Annotated in this window: 28 protein-coding genes and 1 riboswitch; of the genes, 20 read left to right on the plus strand and 8 right to left on the minus strand. The window is 48.7% G+C overall.

Annotation, left to right across the window (positions count from 1 at the left end):
- The first annotated feature begins 14 nt into the window (after positions 1-14).
- From AC3Y23_RS14965 to AC3Y23_RS15005, 9 genes are all read left to right on the plus strand, one after another.
- Positions 15-752, plus strand: coding sequence for a Cof-type HAD-IIB family hydrolase (locus tag AC3Y23_RS14965; RefSeq protein ID WP_379200198.1), 738 nt, complete (start codon positions 15-17; stop codon positions 750-752).
- A gap of 27 nt (positions 753-779) precedes the next feature.
- A complete protein-coding gene (locus AC3Y23_RS14970) occupies positions 780-1265 on the plus strand; it encodes a DUF456 domain-containing protein (protein WP_379200200.1) in 486 nt (161 codons plus the stop codon).
- A gap of 26 nt (positions 1266-1291) precedes the next feature.
- Positions 1292-2917: a putative polysaccharide biosynthesis protein gene (locus tag AC3Y23_RS14975; protein ID WP_379200202.1), complete on the plus strand. Its 1626-nt coding sequence runs from the start codon at positions 1292-1294 to the stop codon at positions 2915-2917.
- Positions 2918-3014: 97 nt separating this feature from the next.
- Positions 3015-3359, plus strand: a complete 345-nt coding sequence (locus tag AC3Y23_RS14980) for a thioredoxin family protein (protein ID WP_379200204.1) — start codon at positions 3015-3017, stop codon at positions 3357-3359.
- 208 nt (positions 3360-3567) lie between these two features.
- Positions 3568-4497: a COX15/CtaA family protein gene (locus tag AC3Y23_RS14985; RefSeq protein ID WP_379200206.1), complete on the plus strand. Its 930-nt coding sequence runs from the start codon at positions 3568-3570 to the stop codon at positions 4495-4497.
- Between the two features lie 226 nt (positions 4498-4723).
- A complete protein-coding gene (locus AC3Y23_RS14990; protein WP_379200208.1) occupies positions 4724-5443 on the plus strand; it encodes a Cthe_2314 family HEPN domain-containing protein in 720 nt (239 codons plus the stop codon).
- A 120-nt stretch (positions 5444-5563) separates the two neighbouring features.
- Positions 5564-5702, plus strand: a riboswitch (SAM riboswitch).
- A gap of 103 nt (positions 5703-5805) precedes the next feature.
- A complete protein-coding gene (locus tag AC3Y23_RS14995) occupies positions 5806-6822 on the plus strand; it encodes a methionine ABC transporter ATP-binding protein (RefSeq protein ID WP_379200210.1) in 1017 nt (338 codons plus the stop codon).
- Positions 6822-7490, plus strand: coding sequence for a methionine ABC transporter permease (locus tag AC3Y23_RS15000; RefSeq protein WP_379200212.1), 669 nt, complete (start codon positions 6822-6824; stop codon positions 7488-7490). Before AC3Y23_RS14995 ends, AC3Y23_RS15000 begins: the two co-directional genes overlap by 1 nt.
- 63 nt (positions 7491-7553) lie before the next feature.
- Positions 7554-8426, plus strand: a complete 873-nt coding sequence (locus AC3Y23_RS15005; RefSeq protein ID WP_379200214.1) for a MetQ/NlpA family ABC transporter substrate-binding protein — start codon at positions 7554-7556, stop codon at positions 8424-8426.
- A 137-nt stretch (positions 8427-8563) separates the two neighbouring features.
- Here AC3Y23_RS15005 and AC3Y23_RS15010 read toward each other — a convergent pair whose 3' ends face one another.
- The gene (locus AC3Y23_RS15010) at positions 8564-8812 is read right to left on the minus strand and encodes a NifU family protein (RefSeq protein ID WP_066376413.1); all 249 of its coding nucleotides are present in this window, start codon (positions 8810-8812) and stop codon (positions 8564-8566) included.
- Between the two features lie 82 nt (positions 8813-8894).
- Here AC3Y23_RS15010 and AC3Y23_RS15015 point away from each other — a divergent pair, with 82 nt between their 5' ends.
- Complete coding sequence (locus AC3Y23_RS15015) at positions 8895-9149, plus strand: YuzB family protein (RefSeq protein ID WP_379200217.1); 255 nt, start codon at positions 8895-8897, stop codon at positions 9147-9149.
- 12 nt (positions 9150-9161) lie between these two features.
- Here AC3Y23_RS15015 and AC3Y23_RS15020 read toward each other — a convergent pair whose 3' ends face one another.
- A complete protein-coding gene (locus AC3Y23_RS15020) occupies positions 9162-10223 on the minus strand; it encodes an NAD(P)/FAD-dependent oxidoreductase (RefSeq protein ID WP_379200219.1) in 1062 nt (353 codons plus the stop codon).
- Positions 10224-10274: 51 nt separating this feature from the next.
- Positions 10275-11381 carry an aminofutalosine synthase MqnE gene (gene mqnE / locus AC3Y23_RS15025; protein ID WP_379200221.1) on the minus strand — a complete coding sequence of 369 codons (1107 nt, stop codon included), beginning with the start codon at positions 11379-11381 and terminating at the stop codon, positions 10275-10277.
- A 376-nt stretch (positions 11382-11757) separates the two neighbouring features.
- Here mqnE and AC3Y23_RS15030 point away from each other — a divergent pair, with 376 nt between their 5' ends.
- Positions 11758-12117: a HesB/IscA family protein gene (locus tag AC3Y23_RS15030; protein WP_379200223.1), complete on the plus strand. Its 360-nt coding sequence runs from the start codon at positions 11758-11760 to the stop codon at positions 12115-12117.
- Positions 12118-12295: 178 nt separating this feature from the next.
- On the opposite strand, the gene AC3Y23_RS15035 is transcribed toward AC3Y23_RS15030, so the two are convergent.
- Positions 12296-12874: a hypothetical protein gene (locus AC3Y23_RS15035; protein ID WP_379200225.1), complete on the minus strand. Its 579-nt coding sequence runs from the start codon at positions 12872-12874 to the stop codon at positions 12296-12298.
- A 259-nt stretch (positions 12875-13133) separates the two neighbouring features.
- A complete protein-coding gene (locus AC3Y23_RS15040) occupies positions 13134-13343 on the minus strand; it encodes a hypothetical protein (RefSeq protein ID WP_379200227.1) in 210 nt (69 codons plus the stop codon).
- A 388-nt stretch (positions 13344-13731) separates the two neighbouring features.
- Here AC3Y23_RS15040 and AC3Y23_RS15045 point away from each other — a divergent pair, with 388 nt between their 5' ends.
- Both AC3Y23_RS15045 and sda read left to right on the plus strand, forming a co-directional pair.
- Positions 13732-14394 carry a YheC/YheD family protein gene (locus tag AC3Y23_RS15045; RefSeq protein ID WP_379200229.1) on the plus strand — a complete coding sequence of 221 codons (663 nt, stop codon included), beginning with the start codon at positions 13732-13734 and terminating at the stop codon, positions 14392-14394.
- A 314-nt stretch (positions 14395-14708) separates the two neighbouring features.
- Complete coding sequence (gene sda / locus AC3Y23_RS15050) at positions 14709-14852, plus strand: sporulation histidine kinase inhibitor Sda (RefSeq protein WP_175371379.1); 144 nt, start codon at positions 14709-14711, stop codon at positions 14850-14852.
- Positions 14853-15035: 183 nt separating this feature from the next.
- On the opposite strand, the gene AC3Y23_RS15055 is transcribed toward sda, so the two are convergent.
- The gene (locus AC3Y23_RS15055) at positions 15036-16010 is read right to left on the minus strand and encodes an NAD(P)/FAD-dependent oxidoreductase (RefSeq protein ID WP_379200599.1); all 975 of its coding nucleotides are present in this window, start codon (positions 16008-16010) and stop codon (positions 15036-15038) included.
- Positions 16011-16327: 317 nt separating this feature from the next.
- Here AC3Y23_RS15055 and AC3Y23_RS15060 point away from each other — a divergent pair, with 317 nt between their 5' ends.
- Complete coding sequence (locus AC3Y23_RS15060) at positions 16328-17521, plus strand: NAD(P)/FAD-dependent oxidoreductase (protein WP_379200231.1); 1194 nt, start codon at positions 16328-16330, stop codon at positions 17519-17521.
- 1 nt (position 17522) lies between these two features.
- Entirely contained in the window at positions 17523-17780 is a 258-nt protein-coding gene (locus AC3Y23_RS15065) for a hypothetical protein (RefSeq protein WP_379200233.1), read from the plus strand.
- Positions 17781-17919: 139 nt separating this feature from the next.
- Here the strand turns inward: AC3Y23_RS15065 and hemQ are convergent, their stop codons facing one another.
- Positions 17920-18675, minus strand: a complete 756-nt coding sequence (hemQ, locus tag AC3Y23_RS15070; RefSeq protein ID WP_379200235.1) for a hydrogen peroxide-dependent heme synthase — start codon at positions 18673-18675, stop codon at positions 17920-17922.
- Between the two features lie 393 nt (positions 18676-19068).
- Between hemQ and AC3Y23_RS15075 the strand changes: the two genes are divergently transcribed.
- The 3 genes from AC3Y23_RS15075 to dnaI all read left to right on the plus strand — a co-directional run bounded on the left by AC3Y23_RS15075 (position 19069) and on the right by dnaI (position 22203).
- On the plus strand, positions 19069-19365 hold the full coding sequence (locus AC3Y23_RS15075; RefSeq protein WP_379200237.1) for a YuiB family protein: 297 nt from the start codon (positions 19069-19071) through the stop codon (positions 19363-19365).
- Positions 19366-19695: 330 nt separating this feature from the next.
- Complete coding sequence (locus AC3Y23_RS15080; RefSeq protein WP_379200239.1) at positions 19696-21231, plus strand: replication initiation and membrane attachment family protein; 1536 nt, start codon at positions 19696-19698, stop codon at positions 21229-21231.
- 18 nt (positions 21232-21249) lie between these two features.
- Positions 21250-22203 (plus strand): primosomal protein DnaI, encoded by a 954-nt coding sequence (dnaI, locus tag AC3Y23_RS15085; RefSeq protein WP_379200241.1) that lies wholly within the window; start codon positions 21250-21252, stop codon positions 22201-22203.
- Between the two features lie 183 nt (positions 22204-22386).
- Here dnaI and AC3Y23_RS15090 read toward each other — a convergent pair whose 3' ends face one another.
- The gene (locus AC3Y23_RS15090) at positions 22387-22545 is read right to left on the minus strand and encodes a YqzM family protein (protein WP_379200243.1); all 159 of its coding nucleotides are present in this window, start codon (positions 22543-22545) and stop codon (positions 22387-22389) included.
- A gap of 340 nt (positions 22546-22885) precedes the next feature.
- Between AC3Y23_RS15090 and trxA the strand changes: the two genes are divergently transcribed.
- Together trxA and uvrC are read left to right on the plus strand one after the other, a co-directional pair.
- On the plus strand, positions 22886-23203 hold the full coding sequence (trxA, locus tag AC3Y23_RS15095; RefSeq protein ID WP_379200245.1) for a thioredoxin: 318 nt from the start codon (positions 22886-22888) through the stop codon (positions 23201-23203).
- A gap of 189 nt (positions 23204-23392) precedes the next feature.
- Positions 23393-25369 carry an excinuclease ABC subunit UvrC gene (uvrC, locus tag AC3Y23_RS15100; RefSeq protein WP_379200247.1) on the plus strand — a complete coding sequence of 659 codons (1977 nt, stop codon included), beginning with the start codon at positions 23393-23395 and terminating at the stop codon, positions 25367-25369.
- Positions 25370-25506: the final 137 nt, after the last annotated feature.

A 25506-nucleotide genomic window follows, 5' to 3' on the forward strand; every position in this document is an offset into this window, starting at 1 on the left:
ATGGAGGGGTGGCAATGACTGCCAAATACCGCCTGCTTGCCTTGGATATGGATGGAACCCTGCTGAATGATGAACAGATCATTACCCCAAAGACAGTGGAATGGATTCAAAAAGCGGTGGAGGCGGGCGTACATGTCTGCCTATCCACCGGCCGTTCTTTTAACGGTGCCTGGCCTTATGCCAAGCAGCTTGGTCTTAAGACACCGATGGTAACGGTGAACGGCAGCGAAGTGTGGCGTGCGCCGTATGAGCTGTACCGCCGTTCCTTGATGGATCCTAAACTTGTGAGTCAGTTGTATGACATGGCAGAGCGTTATGGGATCTGGTTCTGGGCTTACTCTCTGGAGCAAGTACACAACCGGGAGAACTGGGATGGAAGTACAGAGGACCGGGAATGGTTGAAGTTTGGATACAGCACTGAGGATGATGACATTCGGCACAAGCTGCTATTGGAGCTGCAAGACTTGGGTGGGTTAGAAATCACGAACTCCTCACCACATAACCTGGAGATTAACCCGCTGGGAATTAACAAGGCAACCGGAATTAAGGAAGTCTGCCAGTTGCTCGGCATTGACATGTCCCAAGTCGTTGCCGTAGGAGACAGTCTGAACGATCTTGCTGTAATTCAGCAGGCTGGTCTTGGTGTTGCGATGGGCAATGCTCAGGAGACGGTTCGTCAGGAAGCGGATGCTGTCGTAGCCAGCAATAACGAAGATGGGATTGCTGAGGTTATTCAAAGATTCATTTTGTAAAAGTGAACGACATTGGAGGAGAAGGAATTGACAATCCTGGGTTGGATTCTGATTATCGCTTTATTTGCTGTCGGGTTGGCCGGTGCTGTAGTTCCGATTCTTCCGGGTGCGATTGCGATTTATCTTGCCTTTTTCGTATACGGATGGTTCTTTTCCTTCCACTCCCTTGGCACTTGGTTCTGGATTATTCAGACATTGATTGTGGTGGTGCTTTTTATTGCCGATTATGTAGTGGGAGCTTGGGGTGTCAAAAAATTCGGTGGCTCGCGTGCTTCGGTCATCGGCAGCACCATCGGTTTGATATTCGGCCCGTTCGTCATTCCGGCATTTGGTTTGATTATTGGTCCGTTTCTGGGAGCCTTTATCGGCGAACTGATTGTCGGCTCTTCGGCTGGTAAAGCCACCAAAGTTAGTGTAGGAGCAATAATTGGTTTATTTAGCAGTACGGTAGTCAAAATTGTGCTACAGTTAGCGATGGTCATCCTCTTTTTCATCTGGATCGGCCTGCATTAATTTTACAGTGAAGAAGGCGAAGCAGTTTGTCCAAGAAAGAGTCTTTTGTCAAAGGCACGCTAATTTTGGCTGCAGCGGCACTCGTGGCGCGCGTGCTTGGTATTTTTCAGCGGGTTCCGCTGGAGCATCTGTTTGACGATATCGGGAATGCCGCATTTGTACAGGCCAACAATGTATATTTAATGCTGCTGACGCTGGCAACCGCCGGTATTCCTAGTACACTTAGCAAAATGGTGTCGGAACGGTACGCGCTGAACAGACCGGATGAAGCGCGGCAGGTCTATCGGGCGGCGCTTATTTTTGCTGCGGTGATGGGGGTTATTATGAGCGTGGCGCTGTACTTTGCCGCGCCATGGTTCGCGAATCATGCTAAGGTTCCACAGAGTACCAGGGCTATTCAGGCCATCGCTCCAGCACTTCTGTTGTTCCCGGCTATCGCGATGATGCGTGGTTATCTGCAGGGACGCAATAATATGATGGCTGGCGGCGTCTCGCAGATCGTAGAGCAGATTGCCAGAGTGTTCACCGCAATTCTGCTGGCGTATATCCTGCTCAAGCAGGGGTATGACAATTCGATCATGGCAGCGGGTGCTTCATTCGGGAGTGTGCTGGGAAGTATAGCCGCCTTTGGTGTTATGCTCTACTTCATCATGAAGACCCGGAAGAAGGACCGTCTGGAGAACTTAAATACAGCGCCTAGTGCCAAGCTGCCGATGTTTGGGATTTATAAGGATATCTTTAGCCTGTCCATTCCAATCGTGCTATCATCCATGACCATCCAAGCGGTATATTTCATTGATACGACCTTGATTGTTCCGCTGCTCAGCGGTCAGATCGGTGAGGCTAGCGCCACGCAATTGCTGGGGATTTTGGGGCAAAAAGCACAGAGTATCGCCGGCATTCCACCCGTACTCGCTATTGCGCTCAGCACTTCGCTGATCCCAGTCATCTCGGCAGCCTACGCGCGGCGGGACGATGTTCACCTGAAACGCCAGATTACACTGGCGCTGCGGATTTCCATTCTAACAGGAACACCAATTGTGATGTCATTGGTTGCCGCAGCCTATTCTGTTAATGGGCTTCTGTTCACCAAGATCACAGGAACTGGAATTATTGCTCTCCTTACATTCGGTACGATTTTTCAAATAACGATGACAACCTCGAACTCGATATTGCTGGGGATGGGCAAATCCCGAATCTCCATGTTCTACGTGCTCGGCGGAATTGCCACGAAGCTTATCTTCAGTTTGGTGCTCAGCCGTTTCATGGGTATCTACGGAATTGTTATTGCAACGGCGCTCTGTTTTATCGTGATTACATACTTGAACCTGCGTTTGCTGCGTAAGATCGTATCTTTCGAGATTATGGGCAAGCGCTGGGGAGGTTTTGTGCTTGCGGTTCTGGTTTCTACGGGCATCGGTTATGGCTTGAATGAAGCCGGTATTCTGCTTACACATGTTATGCCTGCACGTCTGGCCTTCTTGCTGACTTGCCTTGTGGTGGGCGGAGCGGTTGTGATTATCTATCTCGTACTGCTCATCGTGCTAGGTGTGATCAGTAAGCAGGAAATTGCCGGGTACCCACGTGCTCTGCAGAAGCTGCTGAATCCACTGATGAAATTACAGCCTGCCCGTGTGCGGGCAAGAGAGTAATGCAATGATTGTCTGATGATTTGACTTCCGCGTCACATTTTGCTTCACTTAAAAGGTACAGGTAACATATTTTTGACTGGAAGGGACTGACCCATAGATGGATAAGATTAGTTCTCCCGCTGAGTTTCAGGTAGCGATTCAATCGCCCCGGCTGACGATAGCCGTATTCAAAGCCGACTGGTGTGTCGACTGCAAGTTCATTGATCCCTTTATGCCTGAAGTAGAGCAAAATTATGAAGGCCGCCTGACGCTTGTAGAGGTGGATGTCGACGCTGTTGGTGATGTAAGCCAGGAGCATAACATTCTCGGTATTCCAAGTTTTGTGGCCTATACAGACGGACGCGAGCTGGTTCGCTTTGTGAGCAAGCTGCGCAAATCCCGTGAGGAAATTGAGAATTTCCTCAATACAGCTCTTGAGGTTTATCAAAGCATTCACAAGTAATGGATGGATATTGAAGACACCGCTTTGCCCGTTGTATGAGCAAAGCGGTGTTTTTTAGTTATCGGACAACAGGAAGGTCATTTCTTTTCTAAAATGCAGAATCAAATGCCGCAAACATCATTTTTTCGGTTATAATGGAAACGCATTACTTCATACTTTTCCAGCAAAAGTCATTCATTTACTTATTTCTTAATGCGGGTGATCACATTTGACGACAAATCAGTTGAAGTGGCTTAGTTACATAACCTGTCTGGTAATGTTTCTGGCTCTGCTGGGCGGGGCGGTAGTAACCAAAACGGGTTCGGGTCTGGAGTGCGGAAATGAATGGCCGTTGTGTCATGGCAAGCTGATTCCTGCCTATACTGTAGGCTCCTTGATCGAATATACCCACCGTTTATTCAGCGGTCTGGCGGGTATGCTGTCGATAGCTTCCATGTTTGCCTTCTGGCGTTATGCGCGTCAGCGGCGCGATTTGTTAGTATATGCCTTGATGACCTTACTCTTCGTAATCATACAAGGCGGAATGGGAGCGCTTGCAGTGCTCAGATCCCAGTCTGCTGCCGTGATGGCGCTGCATATGGGATTTTCACTAATTGCATTTGCCAGTTCCCTAATGTTAGCGCTAGGGTCCAAAAGAAGGCATGAAGAAGGCGACACTCTTCCTGTGTCTGGTAAGCCGGTGAGTATTTCTTTTCGTAATTTGACTTGGTTCACGACCATTTATTCTTACATCGTTGTCTACATAGGGGCGTTCGTCAGCCATACCGATTCCCAAGGGGGCTGCTCCGGCTGGCCACTATGCAATGGGGAGTTTATTCCGGAGTTATCGGGTGGCGTTGGAGTAGTGTTCACGCACCGGATAGCGGCTTTACTGCTGTTTTTGCTGACGGCTTTACTGGGGCATTTGGCATTCTGGAGGCAAAAGGAACACAAAGAGCTGAGAATGCTGGGTGTAGCAGCTGTCCTACTGTGTCTGATGCAGGTGTTCAGCGGGGCGGCGGTCGTGTATACGCTAGGAAATGATAAGCTTTACATCTTTGCTGCTCTTGCTCACATTCTGCTCATTGCCGGACTATTCGGTGTACTGTGTTATATGAGCGTACGGGTATGGCAGCTTAGCAAAGGAAACAGGCGTTAAATCGGTGCAACAAGCTCTTGCTGGAGGAATGTCATGCAGGAGTATTCCCTGATCGAATGTACTCTTAGGCTGAGAGGATGGATAGAGTGGGTTACAGGGAGGGACAATAACTTGGAGACACGGTACTTTACGTCGATGGTTGTAGTAACTGCGGAAAGATCAGGATCTTAATTTAACACTCTTATTTGGAATTGCTCCATCCGAAGCAGGGTAAGGAGGATAACATATGCTGCGGATATTGCTGGGGGAACCACCCCGTGTGAACAGCGGCGTACTCGCCGAGGCTATGGAACATATGGCGGAATTCGCCTCGCTGCTGCGCAAGGAGATGAATAGGCATGAGGACCGTGATCATGAGCACCGGAAGCTGGAGATTTGGACTCGTGGCCTGATTGTCTCCTTGGATGAACTGGAGCAGAGCTGGTTTGCCGCTGCCTTTTACCGGAAATCAGTGAAGGCTGGGTATATGGACGATATGTCGGTGGCTGAGCAGGGCGAATATGCGCGATATGTGTATTTTTATAAAAATGGCTTTATTCGTGTCTTCTCTTTGCTGGACAAGCTCGGTACGGTACTGAACAGTCTTTATGACCTTAATACATCCAGGATTAAAACCCACTTCTCTTATTTCACGGTACTCCGGGAATTTCTTACTCACAAGGAGCATGCAGCACTGGCCGATCAGTTGGAGAACATTAAGAACTCTTATCGGGAGCCACTGCAGAACCTGCGCAAGCGCCGCAACGCTGAAATTCATTACATGAATGCTGAAATGCAGGATGATCTGTGGCAGCGTCATCAGGGTCTTCATGACAAAATACAGCTGGAGGATCTCGACAGTCACCTGGAGGACTTGAAGCAGGGATTGGAAATGGTCTGCAAATCATTAGAGGCTGTATATAAATACAGCATGGATCATTGGCCTAAGAATGCTGGGAAATCCTGATGATGTAAAAATGGAATTCTGCGGAAAATTTTCCTTTGACAAAGAATGCAGAACTAAACTATACTAAATCATGCCTTCTTAGGCGGACATTTTATGACAAACTACAACACTATATCACATATCTTATCGAGAGTGGCGGAGGGATAGGCCCGATGAAGCCCGGCAACCGATTTATGCTTATGCGTGAACCGCATATTCATAAATGCCATGGTGCTAATTCCTACAATGCTGCGTGAATGCGGGCGTTGGCAGATGAGACGGCATTGTCTATAAGCGCACAGGGCCTCTTGCGATCTGCTAACGATCGTCGGAGGCTTTTTTTGTACAATTTACTGATATTATCGTTAAAGGAGGACGGCAGCTTGATAGAGCTAAAGAGTCTAACCAAGGTATATGGAAAAGGCAGTAAGACCGCCACGGCACTCTCGGGGCTAAATCTGTCGATCAAAAAAGGGGAAATCTTCGGAGTCATCGGCCACTCCGGGGCAGGAAAAAGCACGCTGATCCGTTGCATTAACCTGCTTGAGCGTCCGACCGAAGGCGAGGTCTGGGTAGATGGCGTTGAGCTAACACAATTGTCGGAAGGAGAGCTTCAGGAGAAGCGCCGCAAGATCGGAATGATTTTTCAGCACTTCAATCTGCTGTCCTCCGCTACTGTATATGAGAACATCGCCTTTCCGCTACGGCTTACCCGTACACCCAAGAACCTCATTGACCAAAAAGTCAATGAACTGTTGGCCTTGGTAGGGCTGGAGGAACATCGGAACAAATATCCGGCCCAGCTCTCCGGCGGTCAAAAACAGCGTGTTGGTATCGCCCGGGCATTGGCTAGCGACCCCGATGTACTTCTCTGCGACGAGGCGACTTCAGCGCTGGACCCGCAGACGACAGATTCGATTCTCCGTCTGCTGCTGGATATCAACCGACGGTTCAACCTGACAATTGTTCTGATCACACACGAAATGCATGTAATCCAGAACATCTGTGACCGGGTGGCTGTCATCCATGGCGGCGGCATCGTGGAGCAGGGTGAAGTGACGAAGGTCTTCCTGAAGCCCAAGCATGAGATCACCCGCGAGTTCATCCGCAGTGAGGCGCAGCATGATGGGCCGCTACGGGCCGCCATCGACGCCGCCCATGACGGTTCAACGCAAGCGGTCAAGATCACCTTCCTTGGTCAAAAAACGTACGAGTCCACCTTGTCCCAGGTTGCGCGGGAGACAGGCGTTGACTTTGCCATTCTTTCAGGCACCATCTCTACGATCAAAGATGTACCTTACGGGCAACTGATCGTTCGTTTTGAAGGTGAGGCTGGAACGATTGCAGAGACCATCGCAAAGCTGAACGCTCAGGGTCTTGATGTGGAGGTGATTGCGTAATGGGTAGCTTGGATTTTAGCAAAATTAACTGGTCGGAAATGACGGATGCTGCCATATCTACTCTGAAAATGTTAGGAATTTCCGGAATATTCACAATTATTCTTGGTTTACCGCTCGGAATTGTGCTATATTTATGGGGTAGATCCAACCAGTCCTTTGTTAGAGCTATTTATGCAATCTTATCGTTTATTGTGAACATTCTGCGCTCCGTACCGTTCATCATTCTGATGGTCGCACTGATTCCCGTTAGTAAATCGATAGTAGGTACTTCGATTGGTGTGCTGGGCACGATCCCCGCACTTGTCATTGGGGCTGCACCGTTCTTTGCCCGGCTGGTAGAGACAGCGCTGCGTGAGGTAGATCGCGGAGTGATCGAAGCTGCACAGGGCATGGGGGCTTCAACTGGACAAATCGTCATGCGGGTATTACTGCCAGAAGCTCGTCCAGGTTTGTTAGCTGGGGTAACGATTACGATTGTCACGCTGGTCTCCTACACGGCTATGTCAGGGATGGTTGGCGGCGGTGGTCTGGGTGACTTGGCTATTCGTTATGGGTACTATCGTTATGAGAAGGAAGTTATGCTTATCTCTGTAGCGCTGATGGTTATTCTGGTGCAGCTGCTGCAGATGGCTGGCGACCGGCTGGTGAAGTATTTTACTAGGAAATAAGGAACATTAATATAGATAACCTTATTTACACAAAAACCATACTGTTTTAAGGGGGATTTACAAATGAAAAAAGTACTACTAACGTTTTTTAGCCTGACACTGATTCTGGTGTTGGCTGCTTGCGGCAGTAACAACTCTGCCAATAACGCTGCGAATTCTGCAGCGACCAATGCTCCTACGAATGCTGCTGAGCCGACTACAGAACCAGCAGCTGATCCTGTAACTCTGGTTGTAGGTGCATCTCCAGTGCCACATGCCGAAATCTTGAAAGCTATTGCTCCATTGCTTGAAGCTCAAGGCATCAAGCTGGAAATTAAAGAATTCACGGACTATGTACAACCAAACGTTCAACTGGCTGAGAAACAACTGGATGCGAACTTCTTCCAACATCAGCCTTACCTTGACGACCAGAACCAGAAGAACGGAACTGATCTTGTATCCGTTGCTGCTGTTCACGTTGAGCCATTTGGCGGTTACTCCAAAAAAATCAAATCCATCGACGAACTGAAAGACGGCGCTAAAGTAGCGATTCCGAACGATCCAACTAACGGTGGCCGTGCATTGATTCTTTTGGCCAAGAATGGTCTGATCAAGCTGAAGGATGACACTAACATCACTTCTACCAAAGCAGACATCACTGAGAACAAGAAGAACCTGAATATCATTGAGCTGGATGCAGCAATGCTGCCACGCCAATTGGATGAAGTAGATCTTGCGCTGATCAACACCAACTTTGCGCTGGAAGCTAATCTGGTGCCAACTAAAGATGCCCTGTTCATCGAAGGTGGAGATTCCCCATACGCTAACATCCTGGTATCCCGTGCAGACAACAAGGACTCCGATGCGATCAAGAAGCTGGCTGCGGCTCTGACTTCCCCTGAAGCTAAGAAGTTCATCGAAGACAAGTACCAAGGTTCCATCATTCCAGCATTCTAAAATAATTCAGTAATAGCAAACCCCCGCGGCCTTGAAGGCTGCGGGGGTTTTTGATATGATTAGGCGCATATTTGATGAAGACAAAAAAAAGAAGCCCGGATTCCTGTAACAGGCTTCCGGGCAACTATAGAACGGGATTAGAATACTTGGATAACTTCTTCGATGCCTTCTACTTCTTCAATGAGGGCACGCTCAATCCCGGCTTTCAGCGTAATTGTGGAGCTTGGGCAACTGCCGCAGGCACCCATCAGTTTCAACTTAACAATGCCGTCTTCGACATCGATCAGTTCCACGTCACCGCCATCGCGTTGCAGGAACGGACGGAGCTTATCGAGCACTTCCAGCACTTCATCATACATGGACGTGCTTTGTGTAGTTTCACTCATTTCTCAATCACTCCTTTCTTAGTGTTATTATAGTACAAAAGATTAAAAAATAAAATGGTTAGGACAGAATAGGGAGATCATCATGAGACCAATAATAGAATTTTGTGCCAGCAATGGCGGTCACGGAACCGATCGTTTACGCATCAAACTGGAACAAAACCCCGAATATGACGTCATCGAATATGGCTGTTTAAACAATTGCGGACAATGTTACCTGGCTCCGTTCGCCATGGTAGAAGGCGAAATTGTGGAGGCCGAGACCGCAGAAGAACTGGAAGCAACCATAAATGCCAAGATCAAAGAACTGGAAGAATGGTTCAATATCGATCTGGACTAGGCTGCTCCGCTCTTAGCCAAAATGACGCTTGGACATCCAGAGCACCCCGCTCTTCAGCAGGCGGGGGACTCTGCCCATGACGGAGCGCCGTCCCATGAGTCCAAATCCGGCGTTCTTGCCGAGGGAGCCTAATGTACCTTTCAGGCGGATCTCATGCAGCTTTGGCGTCTCATTCCGCCATAGCGCCTGCAGAACCTGACCTACCTGCTCACCCTGACCTCCGGCTGCCTGGGCGCTTGGGGCGAATGGCAAGCTCGCGCAGTCACCAATCACAAACACCTCTGGATACTCCGGCACCCGGTAGTATTCGTCAAGAATTACCCGTCCACCGCGATCCTTCGCCACCTGCAGGTCTTGAACGACCTTGACTGGCTGGATACCGCCCGTCCATACGGTTACGTCTGAGACAATGGCTTGATCGCCATTAAAGACAGCCCCGTCTTCAACATGGGATACGCAGACACGAGATACAGTCTCCACGTGATGTACATTGAACCATTCCTCCACATACTGCGAAAGTTTCGCCGGGAAGGCGGATAGTACACGTTCCCCTCGATCTAGAATCGAGATGTTGAGGTCAGGACGACTTTCCCGAAGCTCTGCTGCCAGCTCAACCCCGCTGAGTCCACCACCGACGATATTTACTTTACCGTAGGGTTTGATATCATTCAGGCGACGGTATGTTTCACGTGTACCAGATAACGTCTGAATGCTGCAGGTGTATTGATCCGCTCCGGGAATGCCATGGTAATTATCCGTACAGCCCAGTGCGATGGCCAGGATATCATAGGAGAGGGGCTCGCCGCCCTCCATGGATACCACCCGGCCCTCCAGATCAATCGAAGCTACTTCACCGTAACGGACGGTCAGACGTGGATGAACCGGGAACTGGATGCGCAGATGGTAATCGGTGACAGTACCTGCGGCAAGCGCATAGTATTCTGTCTTGATGCCCTGATAGGGCATCCGGTCAATCAAAACAATTTCTACGTCAGAGGGAAGATGGTTGCCAATCAATTCCTGGATAAGGGCGAGGCCGCCGTAGCCGCCTCCTAGAACAAGCAATGTTCGCATGAGACCTTACTTCCTTTCGCGGATAGGCATAGCCGGCAGAGTCCGGCCTTCTTACTCGTAGACCTTGATTTCGTTATAGAAGGTATCGCGTTCAACAGGAATTCGTCCGGCGCCTTTCACCAGCCAAATCAACTCGTCGCGGGTTAAGCCTTCAGGGGTCAGTGCACCTGCAGCATGGCTGATGCGTTCCTTCAGGATCGTGCCGTGGACATCGGATGCACCGAAGTTGAGCGCTACTTGTGTTAATTGTGCACCGATATTAATGAAGTACGCCTTAATATGGTCGAAATTGTCCAGCATTAATCGGCTGACAGCAATTGTTTTGAGATCCTCATAAGCCGAATTACGGCGCATAATGCCGGCATTCTTGTTCTTAGGCTGCATAGACAGTGGGATGAACACCATAAAGCCATTCGTTTCATCCTGCAGTTCGCGAATTTGCATCATGTGGCGAATCCGGTCCTCACGAGACTCGATGGAGCCATATAGCATGGTCGTATGGGTCTTCATACCAAGGTTGTGCGCAGTCCGGTGAACCTCCAGATATTCTTCGACGTTAGCTTTATCCACCCGCATTTTTTTGCGGTATTGGTCAGACAGAATTTCTGCACCGCCACCAGTTAGCGTTTTGAGACCAGCTGCGCGCAGTTTTTCCAGCACTTCCCGGATACTTAGGCCGCTAATTCGAGTGAAAAAGTCAATTTCCGCCGCGGTGTAGGCTTTTAGGGTAACTTCGGGGAATCTGTCGTGCAGGGCTTGCAAGGAATCGACATAATATTGAAAGGGTACCTTATCATTATGCCCACCGACAATATGGAACTCTCGCACCCCTGGATTCATGTGTTGTTCGACATATTGCACCATTTCCGGACCCGAAAGGGTATATGCACCCTCTTCTCCGTCATCCTTGCGGAAATTGCAGAATGCGCAGCGCGATTCGCAAACATTGGTGAAATAGAGACTCATATTTTCGATAAAATAGACCTTGTTTCCGTTCTTGCGAAGATTGACTTCATTGGCCAGCTGGCCAATGGTCAGCAAGTCGTTACTTTCATATAAATAAACGCCATCTTCCAAATTCAATCGTTCTCCGCCACGGACTTTCTCAATAATGGTTGCCATTCTGGCATCCGTATGAGGGGTTATAAGAGTAGACATATCATTTCCTCCTGAAAGTTTAGCGAAGCAAAACAATGCATCGCAGTATCATACCAAGACCTGCCTGAAGCACAGGCAATTCTTTATCCTGTAGCGATAAGTGCGCCAGCTCTTCCCGTGACAATTTTTTGAATTTTTACTCGGGCTGCCTCCCCTATTATAAACCTCTCTTTTGGGGGGAGCAAGATTTGAAGCACATCTAAGCGCATGTGATAAATAACCTTGATCACGGCAGTTATAACTTGAGAGCCGGGGGATAGTGGAGTATACTTAACTTACTTCAGAAAAATAACTTTTGGTCCAGTGGACCTTTGATACCGGAATGCTCCTGACGAATCCGCCAGGGCATCACATCAAGATTTAGGGAGGTACAGTTATGATTAATATTAGTGAAACAGCTGCGGAGCAGTTGAAGACGATGCTTGGAGAACAGGAGACACCAGGTATGTTCCTGCGCCTGGGTGTGGCAGCCGGGGGCTGCAGCGGGTTCTCGTACGCGATGGGCTTCGACGACAACGAGAGCGACAAAGATGTATACATGGAAGTGGAAGGTCTGAAGGTCGTTGTGGAGAAGGATGATCTGCGCTACCTCAACGGTCTGGAGATCGATTTCGAGGAATCCGGCATGACCGGAGGCTTCACCATTAACAACCCTAACGCAACCGCTACCTGCGGCTGTGGCAGCAGCTTCCGTACGGCTACGGATGCCGGGAAGCCGAATGCGGAGCCTTGCTAATTGGTGTAGCAATCAAGATGGATTATAGATTGTATATGAAATAAAGCACACCGCGATCATCTTTTGGGTTGGTAACAACCCTAAAGCCATGGTTCAAGAATTGCGGAATTTTACCTCCCGAATGTGTATGATGCCAGTACACATTCGGGAGGTTTTTATTATCATAAAAGTAATGGACTTAACCTGCAGAAGAGAAGCTAGGTGGGAAGGGGAATTCGTCGAACAAACTGGTAGCTGTTTTGAGAACTTTCTCGGTGGCTTCGTAAGGGATTTTCTTACTGCTTTTTCCTGAACTGAGTACTTGGGCCGATTCGATTTGCACTTTTAATAAGCGGAAAGTCGTTGATTTTTTTAAATTACTGACGTATTCAGAGGCTGCGGTGTCTGCTGAAGTGTCGTAGTTTTCCAGTCGAGCTAAGGATTCGAGGAGTCCTCCACACAAATCAGCAACATCTTTATTCGTCAAAACCCCTTTTAATTGGCTAGTCTGCTCTTTGATTTTGGACACCATAGTTTTGACCTCTTGGATTTGAGCCACTTCCGTCTTTAATCTGACCAGAGTGCCCCGTACATCGACATCTTCCTTGATCTCTAAAGCTTTGTTATACACCTCTAGAGCTGCTTCATAATCCAGGTTATCCTGATGCTGCTTCGCTTGGGTGACTAAATCATTGAATTTTCTGTCTTGCCTTGATACACAGGAGGTGAGGAGTATCACAATAACTACTAGCACAAGGATAGCTTTGATAGTTTTCAATAAACACCCTCCATATTATGGTACTTTACCTAATTATACGCATGTCCTCTCCTGTAGTGTCAATCGAAAAAATGCCTGGCAAGGATTTAAATTCATTCCTGGGTGAGTATGACCGGAGGGATGCACAAAGACACAAAAAACCTGCGATTCTGGGACTGTAAAGTCCTGAGCGTCGCAGGTTATTGGCTTGCGGTCTATGAATCTTGTCTTCCTGACAAATTTCTCTTCTATTATATGTAGCAATTGAGCTGCAGCTGTCTTATGCTGCGATAATGAATTTGTAATTGACCATGAACACGATCATTGCTGCGGCAATCAGGGAGAAGGCAATGCAGCTAGCCCCGAGTACTCTGCGGCGGTCCTTGATGAACTTAAAGCCGATAGCGCAGACCAGAAGGGTCGTTCCCGCCAGAACAACGGACATAGCGATCATTGCCACCCAATACAATACCTCGAAAAATTGAGCCAATCCAGAGCGCCTCCCATGTAAATTATTCAAATTTCTGTCATGATTATTTTTTACTATACGATACTTGCCCAGGTTTGAAAAGCGGTTTCTTACTTGCTACAGTTCACTTGATTGCGTTTACAAAATGTGTCGTTTTTCCCCTCGGCATCCTGCGACAAAATTCCGCGATTGTCTCTGCCCATTCTTGTTTTTTCTTGCATTTGCCTAGGAAGAAATTTTTTTGCCGAAAGCTGCGATATTCTTGGGCATGCGCCAAGGGCGGCTGCCCCTGGCACGATCGCCCCTTTTTGCCGTGAGTGACCCGGGCACGGACAGTCATACAGGAGGGCGGGGCACTTTCTGAGTAATGTATACGGTAGGCTATGATAATGAAGGGAGAGGGAGGACGATGGCAGGAAGACAACTGGCCAGCAAATGGCTGAAAACCGAGGCGTTGCTTAGCGATTCCAGGGTTGCCGGTTACATTCCAAGAACACAGCAATATAGTGATGCTGCCTTGCAGGCGATGCTCGGCAGATATGGAAATGTAGTCATCAAACCCGTTGTAGGCGGCGGAGGCTATGGTGTTATCAAAGTATTCCGCGACCGGCGCGGGTACGGGTTTACTTATATGTCGAAGACGCGGATTTACCGCGGTTTTAATGCGATGAGAAATGCGCTGAATAGAGTAAAGGTGCGGCGCAGATACCTAATCCAGCAGGGGATATCACTTGCACAGATTGCTAGCCGGCCCATTGACTATCGCGTCAAGGTAGTGAAGAACGGCGAGCACTGGGAATTTCGTTCAATGGTGGGGCGGCTAGCCCGGCCCGGACTTTTTGTCACCAATCTGTGCAAAGGCGGAACGATGCTAAGCTGCCGGGAGGGGCTGAGACGTTCGCTTCCCAAGGTGAAGTCATCCGCGAAGCGGGCGGAGATGCGCCGTCTAACGCGCATTTGTATTGAACTGCTTGAGCGGCGTTTCCCAGGAGTCGGCGAGTTGGGATTTGATTATGCTGTGGATTTTAGTGGTAAAATATGGATTTTGGAAGTAAATACACGCCCGCAATAAATAAATTTTTTTTAAGAATTGACGATAATAGAAGTAGTAGGATAAAATTGCGTTTAGTTGTTTCCTTAGAAGTAATAATTCCTGTAAAATATGACAATTTTGAAAAATTATTTTTCTGCACACAAGTTCAAAATCTCCTGTGTATAACTCTTATCCCCATAGTCCACTGCGCAGCTATACTCTTTATTACCATTACACACAAATTATGCACAGGATTTCCACATGTACTTGTGGATAGTGAGAACGCTTGTTCGAAAAATGATAGTTTGCTATGATAGATTCAGATCCAAATAAAGGAAAGGTAGGTGATCGTTATGGTTGAATTGTCGGATGAGATGCTGCTTGACTCTTACCATAGAGCAATAGAGCTGCAACTAGAGCATGATTTCATCGCTCTATTACTCGTTGAAATTCGCAAACGGAACTTACACTCTCCAGATCATGCGGTACTTCATTAAGACGCAGACGTTTTTCTGCAGCAGCTACAACAATCAAACCGCAAGTTGCACAAAATAGGGTATCCTTCCCGGCTTGGTGTTAGGCCGACGGCAGGATACCCTTTTATTATGTTATGTGAAATTATACATATCGATGTATGAACATTTTTTTTGCGATGACATCAAAGATGGTGTGGCATACCACTACAGCTTCAAGTTGCTGCTGTGTCCCGGAGACAGCTTGGCTTCTGGATCGATATACACCTTCGCGTTGTTCACGGCAGTTGGTGCTTCGCCAAATCCTACAGCGATCAGCTTCAGCTTGCCTGGGTAAGTCGTAATGTCACCTGCGGCAAAGATGCCGGGGATACTGGTCTCCATGCGGGAGTCCACCACGATAGAGTTGCTCTCAATCTCAATTCCCCATTCGGCAATGGGACCCAAGGATGAAACGAATCCGAAATTGACGATCACGCTGTCCACTTCGATTTCCTGAGTTTCTTTGGTCTTGATATGGGATAATGTCACCTTGGTTATGAATTCCTCGCCATGCAGGGCAGTAATTTCGGTTGGGGTAACAACATTGACCTTGGAAGACATCAGCTTCTCCACGCTATGCTCATGCGCCCGGAATTTATCCCGGCGATGAATCAGGGTGACCTGCTCGGCAATCGGCTCCAGCATCAAAGCCCAGTCTACCGCGGAGTCTCCACCGCCGCTGATCAACACTTTTTTACCCTTAAAGGCGTTCAGGTCGTTTACAAAATAGTGCAGGTTGGCTTTCTCAAAGCGCTGTGCCTCTGGCAATTCCAGACGACGCGGCTCGAAAGCGCCTACTCCAGCGGTGATAATCACTGCTTTACTGTGGTATTCTGCTTTGTCAGTTGTTACCACAAAATGACGTTCATCACGCTTCTGCACGGAAACGACCTTCTCTTCCAACCGGATATCGGATTGGAACAGCTCCATTTGGCGGCTCAAATTGTCCACCAGCTCCTGTGCAGTAACTTTTGGAAAACCAGCCACATCATAAATATATTTTTCTGGATAAAGAGCGGCAAGCTGTCCCCCAAGTTGGGGCATACTTTCAATAAGGGTTACAGATGCCTGGCGCATACCGCCGTAAAATGCGGCGAACATGCCGGCTGGACCGCCGCCTATGATTAGAAGGTCGCTCATAGGAACGCCAGAAGAATCTAGTGTCACAGGATATTACACCTCCGAGTTGATATATTCAATTTGCCATACTTGTTTACATCCCCATTATAAACATTGTGCATGAGACCTGCAAAGAATTTGATCCTTGTTCATCGGATATCCATTTTTTGATGATATCATTTGATTAATAAGCGAGTTAGGTTTACAATAGATATGTCAATTTTCGAATTACTTTAAGTTTGATTGGAATTTCCTCTGAATTTAAGTGTATAATTTCACAAAAATGGTTTTCAAAAAATAACACATAGACAGATTGACCTGTTGGAAGGAGTCGGAACATGAGCAGCATTCCCAAAATTGTAATCCTTGGTGCGGGTTACGGAGGAATTTTGACCGCCCAGCGGTTGCAAAAAGCGTTAAACTACAATGAGGCTGACGTAACTTTGGTTAACCGTCACGAGTATCACTACTTCACTACTCACCTGCATATGCCAGCTGCCGGAACGGACAGCATTGAACATACTCGGGTGCCTATTTCCAAATTGATCGATGAATTTAAAATTGATCTCGTGAAGTCCTCGGTACAAGAGATTCGTACACAACAGAAGAAGGTCATCCTTGAGGATGGCACGCTTTCGTATGACTATCTCGTAATTGCCCTGGGTGGAGAGCCTGAAACCTTTGGTATTCCAGGATTGGATAAATATGCAATGACCATTCGCAGCATCAACTCCGTGCGTCTGATTCGTGAGCATATCGAATATCAATTCGCGAAGTATAAGAACGAAGGCAACGCACAAGAGCACATCAACTTCGTTGTCGGCGGTGCAGGCTTCAGTGGTATCGAGTTCGTAGCAGAACTTGCGGACCGTGTACCTGAGCTATGCAAAGAGTTCGACGTAGATCCTAGCCTTGTAAATATTTACAACGTAGAGGCAGCACCAACAGCACTGCCAGGCTTTGCACCTGAACTGGTGGAGCATGCGATGAACGTATTGACTAAGAAGGGTGTTACCTTCAAGATGGGCGTTGCCATCAAGGAATGTCTACCTGACGGTGTTATCCTGGCTACTGGCGAAGAAATCAAGGCTTCCACGATCGTATGGACCGGCGGTATCCGCGGTAACCGTCTGATCGAAGCTGCTGGCTTCGAAGCTATGCGTGGCCGTGTGAAAGTGGACGAGTTCCTGCGTGCTCCTGGTCATGACAACATCTTCATCATTGGTGATGGCTCGCTCATGATCAATCCGGAAGGACGTCCATACCCACCAACAGCTCAGATCGCGATGCAACAAGGCGAGTGCTGTGCGCATAACCTGGTGGCATCCATCCGCAACCAACAACCGAAGAAATTTGCATTCAGCAACAAAGGAACCGTAGCTTCCCTGGGTAGAGGTCAAGGTGTCGCTGTTGTCGGCTCCAAGACATACAAAGGCTGGTTTGCTGCGCAGTTGAAGAAAGTGGTCGATGCGCGTTATCTGTTCATTATTGGCGGTATTCCGCTGGTATTGAAAAAAGGAAAATTCCTGTAAGATGCGCCACTGTAGCGTGCAAGTAAGGGGATTGCTTACGCGTGAGGAGCTGGATCGTTATAACGGTCTGATCGAGGTTGGTTCTTATCTGGAAGATCAGAATCAATATGATCTGGCTTATATCGTCCAGAAAGAGATTGATCTGCTGATTCTGCCGGGCATTGAACGTCTGAAGGATAAGGGACGGGCTCGTGATCGGGCGACAGCAGAGTATTTGGAAAGCCTGAAGGATGCTGAGGGTGGACCTGAAGAAGAATAAGTGAAGCGTCAGGCTGTGATGAAGGACAAGCATGCATCATTGCAGCCAGGACGCTAACCATAAAACGGGGTGTCTCCAAAGCCATAGCTTTGGGGACACCCCGTTTGTTGTGGACAAAAGTATGAAAATGAGTCTCCGATTATAGCTTCAGCATCTCTTCGAAGGACTCTGGTGTCAGCAAGTTGCCGACATAGAAAGGCCCGAATTCGCCATAACGGGAGCTGACCTCGTCAAAGCGCATTTCGTAGATCAGTTTCTTGAACTGGAGTGCATCCTCAGCGAATAAAGTTACGCCCCACTCCCAGTCGTCAAAGCCGACGGAACCGGTAATAATCTGTTTAACTTTGCCAGCATAGCTGCGGCCGATCAGGCCATGGGATTGCATCAGCTCACGCCGTTTGTCCATATCGAGAGTATACCAGTTGTCGTCCAGGTGCCGCTTCTTGTTCATAGGGTAGAAGCAGATATGCTTCGCTTGCGGCAGAATAGGCTTGAGGCGTGCTTGGACATGAGGACTCTGCATTGGATCTCCGCCGTTGCTGCTTCCACTTGCAGCGTAGTTGCTAAGTTCAACAATGCTGACATAGGAGTAGGCTTTTGTTGTATATTGGGCGAAGGCGGTCTTGTTAAAGGCCGTCTCCAGTCGGTTCAGATCTTCCAGGGTCTCACGCAGGTACATCAGTACGAAATCGGCCTTCTGGCCTACAATGGCATATACCGCGGAGCATCCTTGTTTGGCTTCCTCCACAGGACCCCATTCTTGTATAAAAGCATGCAGTTCTTCCAGAGCAACGGCACGTTCTTCATCATCGGCTGCCGTCCAAGCGGTCCAGTTCAGAGAGCGGAAGTCATGCAGGGCGTACCACCCTTCCAGGGTTAAAGCGGCTTCATTCATGTTCTTTCTCACTCCTTAAAAGTTTTACTAGCGTAAGCTTCCTAGAAATACATCGGTAAAACTCACTTCGGAAGCATCAGCTTAGTTTTACTAGCATCAGCTTCCTAAGAAATACATCGGTAAAACTCGCTTCGGAAGCATCGGCTTAGTTTTGCTAGCTTAAGCTTCGCTTATATCATAGAGGCCATAGTGTCTTACTATGGCTACAGGGCGCATAAACTATGTATAGTCCAATTTGTCCTAGTTGCATTGTATCGCATGCAGCGACTTGAGAGCAAACCATAACATCCTTTTTTCGGTAAAGTTCATTGATTCGTTACATTTTTTCTAGTAAACTTACTATTAGCTTGTGTTAGATGTGCGGTTCTTTATAGAGAGGGGTGAAGACGGTCGATGGGATTTATTCCTGTGTTTGTACTCGCCGTGCTGTTCTTTGTCATGATGTTTGGCATTGGCTTTATCCTTAACATGTTAATGAAGACTACATGGTTTCCCGCTTACCTGTTTGTAATCGTCATTTTACCGGTTGTTGTGTATTCCATTTGGGATCGCAGCGCCATGACCCTTTGGGAGCATTTATCTTCCTTCCAAATTGTCGATTATCTCACTGGTATTGCTGGTCTGATCGGTGCTGTGCTCAGCGGCTGGACGATTCGCAAGCTGCGGATTGGCGGCTACAAAATGTTTTAGTCCTACAACGGCAATAGCGTTTAAACCGGACCGCCGGCCCTATTTTTGAAAGGGCTATCAGTCCGCCGGGAAATCCGGTCATTCCGATGACTGTGATTTCTTTTTTTATTTTAATGAGAAATGAAAAAGAGCCTTGTTAAAGAATAAACTGGGACTGGAAGGAATAAAATCGGCTATGTACAAGGGCTTGTAAAATGCCACCAAGTGCTGTGAATTATTGGTTCGCAGAAAAGGTCGAAATTGCACTTTTTTTTACATTTCCGGCTGCGTTTTTTGTGATAGAATAGAACTCTATATGAATTCGTGCAGAAAAGGGGGAGGTTTCCGCAGATGCGCATGAGTCATTTACATCATTTTACCGAACATCATCGGTACTGCGTTTCCCGCGAATTCGGTCTTAGTGTGATTGATGGGCGGATGCTGGGCTCCGTATACCAGCCTATGGTGGGTGCTTTTGCCATCAGCCTGTACCGTTTGCTCTTCGAGCATATCCCGGCGGAGGCCATCGGCTACTCCGGAGTGGAGCAGCAGCGTCGACTGTTCATGACACTGGGCGTAGAACCAAACGAGAAAGGCCGCAAATATTTGATTGATCAGGCCTCCCGGCTCGAAGCGGTGGGGCTGCTACAGACCTGCCGGATTTATATGCCGGAGACGGATGACTATATGTATGAATATGAGCTGCTGGCTCCGCTGTCGCCGACAGAGTTTTTTGCCACCCAGCATCTAACCTTGCTGCTGCGTGACAAAATCGGTAAGTTCGCTGTGTTGGCACTGCGGGAGCAGTTCTGGACCCGTGAGCCGGAGGAGCTTAGCCGCCGATCGGTTGGCAAGGAGAACATCTCGCTGCCGTTCTACGATATTTTTGAGCTCAATACACATGTGATTGATTATGAGCTGGAGCAGGCGCTGGCTGAGGTTGCCACGGTGCGGCAGCCTGGTGCCCGCGAAGATGGTGATCAGGCTATTGGGTATAGCGATATTATTCTGCGATTCCCGCGAGAATCGGTGAACCGGTCTCATGTGGAGAAGCTGCGCTTTGATCATACCCAGATGGGTGTCATCAATTACGTGGCGCGCAAGTATGATCTGGGTCCACAGGATATATGCCGGCTGCTGGATGAGGATGGGGTGTTCGCGCCGGACGGCGAAGTGATTCTGGACACGCTCCAGCATATCGCCAGCCAGCATTTCCGTCAGGACCTGAAACGGCAAGAGAAGCGGGAAGTTGCTGCTGCCAAGGTGGTGTCCCTCCGCGCTGCGGTAAATGAGGACAACAACGATTCGATCGCTCCACCGGAACAAGCTGTCGAGATGGAATATTATGTGGAGGTTCCTCCACAGTTTCTGTCCAAATGCGATATTCACCAATATAATATGATGCTGCGCAACGAACCTTATACACGGCTGCTGCAGACATTTTTCCCGGGCACGGTGCCGGGGCAATTGCTGGACATTTTCGAGAAGATCGACTTGAACTACAAGTTAAACGGAGAAGTTATCAACGTCCTTATCCATTACTTAATGACTATGGTTGCTTCCGGCGGTGATCAGCGGATGAACCGTAATTTCGTAGAGGCGATTGCCTCCAACATGTTGGTCAAGCAGGTCAATACGTACGAGAAAGCTGTGCGGTATATCCGCGATCAGTCCAAGGTTAAAGGTAAAAATGCCGGCAGTTCGGCAGCCGGAGGCCGTACGCGCAATTATACACGGAATGGAAACCGTCCAGCGAAGCCGGATATTCCGATGGCGCTAGATGATGGCAGCGCTGGAACTGTATCGGAAGAGGAATTTGCGGCGATGATGAAGAAAGCTGCCGAAATAAAGGCTGGCAAGAAAAAAGGCGTCTCCAAAGCGCCGTAAAGAAAGTGTGGTGGAACAATGGAGTCTACGGGCGATGTGTTGCGTTCAATGAACAATCCCGCTCTGCGCCAGCGTTCCCGTGATCTGGAGCAGGGGCTGCTGAACCATCCCTTGGTGAAGCAGCTTCGGGAAGAACATCCCGAGCTGGACGAATCACGGTTGCGGCTTCATCTGAGCCGCCTTTACCAGTATGTGGAGGAAAGCCGACACTGTGCTAACTGTCCCGGCCTTGCGGCATGCCCGAATGATTTTCCGGGTCATTACAGCAAGCTAACCGTGGAGAGCGTCAGCGGTGCGCCGGATCTGTATGAACGCAAGACACCATGTGCGCTGAAGGTAGCGCAGGACAGTCAGGACAACATCCGCAAGCGGATCCGCAGCTTTTATGTGGACGAGCGTGTCCTGCATGGCGGATATGATGAGATCGATATTATGGGCAAGGACCCCCGCCGCGGGGTTGCCGTTAATAAATTGTTTGATTATATTACTGCCACGAAGGAGGAGGGTCTGACCCCGCACGGCATCTATTTGCATGGCTCGTTCGGAACCGGAAAGACTTTCCTCATGTGCTATCTGCTGCACGAGCTGGCGGTGGCTGGATATAACGGTGTTATTGTGTACATGCCTGATTTTATCGAGGATCTGAAATCGATCATGATGGATGGGCAGAAGCTGAAAGAAACGGTGGATACGTTGAAGAACTGTGATCTGCTGATTTTTGACGATATCGGTGCAGAGAACCTGAATCCTTGGGCACGCGACCACATTCTGGGCGCGATCCTGAACTATCGGATGAACCGCAAGCCGACCTTCTACACCTCGAACTATCCACTTGAGGGTCTGGAGAAGCATCTCAGCTTCACCAGCAAGGATGGGGAAGAGATCTATAAGGGCCAACGGCTGATGGACCGGATTGCACCATTTGTGGATGTCATTCCTCTGTATGGTGAGAATCAACGCGGCAAGCGCTAACCGTATATGCAGAGGCAGCTGTGACTAGAAATCCAAACATTCACCTTAGTGATGACCAAGCCTTGCATCCGGATCTGAAGTTCACCTCTATAAAATAAAACAAAAAATCCGTTATCTTCCCTTTGGGGAAGGTAACGGATTTTTGCTTCGATAGCAAGAACGGACAGTAATGAGTCGTGCCTGCTATCCCGAAATAATGAACTTGATGATGACCATACCGAAGAACACTACAGCCATGAAGGTCGCCATGCCGAAGAATCCGTTCATCAGATCACCAAGGTCGTTGCGGGGCTCTTCGTTGACATGCTCCCGCGGGTCACGTACATGCGCGTTGACATCCATAGTCTTTGCCTCCTTGCAGGCTCCAGGCCTGCATTCTTAAATCATTATGAGATAAGTCATTGACAAATAATGCGCTTTCCATAAGTATAACGAACCTGCTGACCTCTTGTAAAGATAAGAGTGTATGGGAGAAAATATCTGGAGAACAATATAATTGTATGATGTATTTCACAAATTCATTATAAATATGTTATACTTAGAGCGTGTCGGTAATTGGTAATCTGGTTATCATATTACATGAAACATTTTATTCACTATAATTTCGGAGCTGTTATGCCAACCTAAGCTTTAGGCTTACTAAGCAAGCATGGCTTCGCAAAACTAAAAGGAGGAACATATCATGGCTATCGTGAACGTGTCTGACCAATCCTTCACCAATGAAGTGGAAGGTCAAGGGACTGTTGTTGTAGATTTCTGGGCTCCTTGGTGCGGCCCTTGTAAAATGCTTGCTCCGATTCTGGACGAATTGTCCGCAGAACTGGGTGACAGCGTGAAAATCGCTAAGCTGAACGTGGATGAGAATCCAGAAACAGCTTCCCGTTTTGGCGTGATGAGCATTCCGACTCTGATCTTCTTCAAAGACGGTCAACCGGTTGATAAAGTAGTGGGACTCAACTCCAAAGAATCCCTGAAAAATATTGTTGCCAAACACCAATAAGATTTGATACGACCTTTACGGGTCTATTGCTTAGCGCCTTCGGTTCATTCCGGAGGCGCTTTGTGTGCTATAATGAGAGATAAATTATCCGCAGCACGGATCTCTTTTTTGACTGCCTGAATCAGGTGTCTGATTAGATCATGTTTTGCGGCGTCTCCCCAAGGGGAAGGATTTAGGTGGGGGTAAATCATGGATCATATGGATCATATCCGCAACAAGCTGGCACTACTGCCCGACCTGCCCGGGTGTTATCTGATGAAGAACAAGGAAGGCACCATTATTTATGTGGGCAAGGCCAAGGTGCTGAAGAACCGGGTCCGCTCTTATTTTACGGGCAGTCATAACGGCAAAACCCAGCGTCTTGTGCTCGATATTACCGATTTCGAGTATATTGTCACGTCCAGCAATATGGAAGCGTTGATTCTGGAATGTAACCTGATCAAGAAGCATATGCCGCGCTACAATGTGCAGCTCAAGGACGACAAAACCTTTCCGTATTTGAAAATCACGAATGAAACTCACCCACGGCTGGAAGTCACTCGTCGGGTGATTAAAGATAAAGCCAAGTATTTTGGGCCATATCCCAATGCCTATGCTGCCCAGCAGACGAAGAAGCTGCTTGACCGGATGTATCCGCTGCGCAAATGCGGCGTTATGCCGAAGGAGGTCTGCCTCTATTATCATATGGGCCAATGCCTAGCTCCGTGTGAGAAAGAGGTTCAGAAATCCCAATATGAAGAGATTACGCAGAGTATTGCTGCTTTTCTCGGAGGTGGGCATGAGGCGGTCAAGAAGGATCTTCAGCAGAAGATGCATGAGGCGGCTGAGGAGCTGTATTTCGAGCGGGCCAAGGAGCTGCGTGACCAGATCATGTATATTGAGGCCCTGATGGAGAAGCAGAATATCAATACCGCCGATACCAAAGACCGCGATGTCTTCGGCTATGCGGTGGATAAGGGCTGGATGTGTGTGCAGATTCTGTATATGCGTCAAGGTAAAATGATTCAGCGGCACTCGTCGGCCTTCCCGTTCTATGGTGAAGCCTACAGTGACTTTATGTCTTACGTCACTCAGTATTACAGTGACAACCCTGCGTTGCCGCAGGAGATTCTGCTGCCGGACGCGGTACGCGAAGCCACCGCGGAAGATCAGCCGGTGAAGGCGTCGCCAACACCAGCCGCCGCCGAGGCGGATGGCGCAGAGGAAGAGCCGGAGACGGCGCAAGAGGCTGCGCAGCGTGAAGCTGCGGCAGCAGAAGCGGCCGAAGCCGGGGTTGTGGATGCTGCTGGCGGAGCAGCAGCTCTTCAAGAGTGGCTTGGCGTCAAGGTGCTGGTGCCGCAGCGCGGCCTGAAGAAGCAGATGGTGCGCATGGCCTGCGAGAACGGACGGGTAGCGTTGGACGAGAAATTCCGGCTCATCGAACGGGATGAAGAACGCACCTCCGGTGCGGCATTCAGTCTGGGCCAGAGCCTGGGCCTGGAATCCCTTCACCGGATCGAGGCATTCGATAACTCCAACATCCAGGGCACAAATCCGGTGTCGGCGATGGTCGTGTTCATCGACGGCAAACCGGCCCGGAAGGAGTATCGCAAGTACAAAGTACGCACGGTTCAAGGGCCGGATGATTATGAGACTATGCGCGAAGTCATTCGGCGGCGCTATGAACGGGTACTGAAAGAGAATCTGCCGATGCCTGATTTGATTGTGGTCGACGGTGGTAAAGGGCAGATTTCGGCCGCGATAGACATTCTGGAGAACGAGCTTGGTCTGTTCATTCCGGTCTGCGGGCTTGTGAAGGACGTGAAGCACAAGACAGCCCAATTACTGGTCGGTGATCCACCGGAGCCGGTGGGTCTGGCGCGTGATAGTCAGGAATTCTATCTGCTTCAGCGCATTCAGGATGAAGTGCACAGATTCGCGATCACCTTCCACCGTGAGCAGCGTGGGAAGTCGATGGTCACCTCGAAGCTTGATTCGATTCCGGGCATTGGCGAGAAGCGGCGTAAGCTGCTGCTGAAGCATTTCGGCTCACTTAAGAAAATCAAAGAGGCGAGCATTGAGGATTTCCGTCCATTGTCTATCGGAGAGAAGCTTGCCGGCCAGATTCTAGAGGCCCTTAGAGATGAGGAGCCGGTATTACAAGAGGATGGGGCGGAGCATTCATAGCAAGGTGTGATTGTAAAAAGGCTGACCTTCAGGGGTCAGCCTTTTTGTTATATTAAATTTATAGTACGAAAGGCCTGCTTCTTTTTAGGCGAAGTTCACATGATTTGGAAGTTCGTGTAAAACTGCATGAAATCGTT

It is taken from the genome of Paenibacillus sp. MAHUQ-45 (assembly GCF_058133325.1).

Excerpts from the sequence above, each read along its gene's own strand:
- AC3Y23_RS14965 (WP_379200198.1), top strand. The coding sequence starts at position 15 with ATGACTGCCAAATACCGCCTGCTTGCCTTGGATATGGATGGAACCCTG.
- AC3Y23_RS14980 (WP_379200204.1), top strand. The coding sequence starts at position 3,015 with ATGGATAAGATTAGTTCTCCCGCTGAGTTTCAGGTAGCGATTCAATCG.
- AC3Y23_RS14990 (WP_379200208.1), top strand. The coding sequence starts at position 4,724 with ATGCTGCGGATATTGCTGGGGGAACCACCCCGTGTGAACAGCGGCGTA.
- AC3Y23_RS15000 (WP_379200212.1), top strand. The coding sequence starts at position 6,822 with ATGGGTAGCTTGGATTTTAGCAAAATTAACTGGTCGGAAATGACGGAT.
- AC3Y23_RS15005 (WP_379200214.1), top strand. The coding sequence starts at position 7,554 with ATGAAAAAAGTACTACTAACGTTTTTTAGCCTGACACTGATTCTGGTG.
- AC3Y23_RS15010 (WP_066376413.1), bottom strand. The coding sequence starts at position 8,812 with ATGAGTGAAACTACACAAAGCACGTCCATGTATGATGAAGTGCTGGAA.
- AC3Y23_RS15015 (WP_379200217.1), top strand. The coding sequence starts at position 8,895 with ATGAGACCAATAATAGAATTTTGTGCCAGCAATGGCGGTCACGGAACC.
- AC3Y23_RS15020 (WP_379200219.1), bottom strand. The coding sequence starts at position 10,223 with ATGCGAACATTGCTTGTTCTAGGAGGCGGCTACGGCGGCCTCGCCCTT.
- mqnE (WP_379200221.1), bottom strand. The coding sequence starts at position 11,381 with ATGTCTACTCTTATAACCCCTCATACGGATGCCAGAATGGCAACCATT.
- AC3Y23_RS15030 (WP_379200223.1), top strand. The coding sequence starts at position 11,758 with ATGATTAATATTAGTGAAACAGCTGCGGAGCAGTTGAAGACGATGCTT.
- AC3Y23_RS15045 (WP_379200229.1), top strand. The coding sequence starts at position 13,732 with ATGGCAGGAAGACAACTGGCCAGCAAATGGCTGAAAACCGAGGCGTTG.
- sda (WP_175371379.1), top strand. The coding sequence starts at position 14,709 with ATGGTTGAATTGTCGGATGAGATGCTGCTTGACTCTTACCATAGAGCA.
- AC3Y23_RS15055 (WP_379200599.1), bottom strand. The coding sequence starts at position 16,010 with ATGAGCGACCTTCTAATCATAGGCGGCGGTCCAGCCGGCATGTTCGCC.
- AC3Y23_RS15060 (WP_379200231.1), top strand. The coding sequence starts at position 16,328 with ATGAGCAGCATTCCCAAAATTGTAATCCTTGGTGCGGGTTACGGAGGA.
- AC3Y23_RS15065 (WP_379200233.1), top strand. The coding sequence starts at position 17,523 with ATGCGCCACTGTAGCGTGCAAGTAAGGGGATTGCTTACGCGTGAGGAG.
- hemQ (WP_379200235.1), bottom strand. The coding sequence starts at position 18,675 with ATGAATGAAGCCGCTTTAACCCTGGAAGGGTGGTACGCCCTGCATGAC.
- AC3Y23_RS15075 (WP_379200237.1), top strand. The coding sequence starts at position 19,069 with ATGGGATTTATTCCTGTGTTTGTACTCGCCGTGCTGTTCTTTGTCATG.
- AC3Y23_RS15080 (WP_379200239.1), top strand. The coding sequence starts at position 19,696 with ATGCGCATGAGTCATTTACATCATTTTACCGAACATCATCGGTACTGC.
- dnaI (WP_379200241.1), top strand. The coding sequence starts at position 21,250 with ATGGAGTCTACGGGCGATGTGTTGCGTTCAATGAACAATCCCGCTCTG.
- AC3Y23_RS15090 (WP_379200243.1), bottom strand. The coding sequence starts at position 22,545 with ATGGATGTCAACGCGCATGTACGTGACCCGCGGGAGCATGTCAACGAA.
- trxA (WP_379200245.1), top strand. The coding sequence starts at position 22,886 with ATGGCTATCGTGAACGTGTCTGACCAATCCTTCACCAATGAAGTGGAA.
- uvrC (WP_379200247.1), top strand. The coding sequence starts at position 23,393 with ATGGATCATATGGATCATATCCGCAACAAGCTGGCACTACTGCCCGAC.